Annotated in this window: 1 protein-coding gene; it reads left to right on the plus strand. The window is 76.5% G+C overall.

The genetic code is table 11. The features are described 5' to 3' along the window. Nucleotides 1-757, plus strand: a 757-nt coding sequence (locus tag DW309_RS00480; protein WP_136044212.1) for a DUF2264 domain-containing protein, incomplete at both ends; no start/stop codon positions are given.

Genomic DNA, 757 nt, shown 5'->3' on the forward strand with positions numbered 1-757 from the left:
GCTCCCGCTGGGCTGGCACGGCGCGTGGCGGGCGCTCGCGCAGGACTACTCGGGCCCGGGGTCGCCGTCCTGGGCGGCGAAGGGGCTGTTCGCGCTCGCGCTGCCCGCCGCCCATCCGGTATGGACGGCCGTGGAAGAACCGTTGCCCATCGATGCGGGGTCGTTCGCGCGGGTGCTCGCCGCGCCCGGGTGGCTCGCGAGCGGCACCCAGGAGGACGGTGTCGTGCGCATCGTCAACCACGGCACCGACCACGGCGTTCCGGGAGAGCGGCATCCGGACGCGCCGCTCTACGCGAAACTCGGCTACTCGACGGCGACCGCGCCCGTGCTCCGCACGCCCGGACTGACGGAGCCGCTCGACGGCACCGCCGCCCTGGTGCGGGACGGTCGCCCGAGTCACCGCTCCGGCTTCTCGACCGGGACGCTCCGCGAGCGCGGAGGGACGCTGCTCGGCGGGTCGTCGGGGCGGGTGCACTGGCACCGGGAGTTCGTGTCGGCGTTCGACGTGGGCGGCGGTGCGGCGGCGCGCGTCACCGAGACGGGGCCGGTGCTCGACGTCGTGTCGGTCGTGCGCGGCGCCTGGGAGGTGCGGCTGGTGCGTGTCCGCGACGCGAAGGGGGAGGCGGCCGCGACGCGGGTGCGGGAGGGCGACCAGCTGCGCGTCGGGGGATGGGCGCTGTCGGGAGAGGATCTCGTCGAGGACGGCCCGGGGAGCGTGTCCGCCGGAGCCGAGGCGGGGAACGCGTCGCACGGCAGC

The sequence above is a fragment of the Microbacterium sp. K41 genome, assembly GCF_004794395.1.
In the GTDB taxonomy this organism is placed as follows: domain Bacteria; phylum Actinomycetota; class Actinomycetes; order Actinomycetales; family Microbacteriaceae; genus Microbacterium; species Microbacterium sufflavum.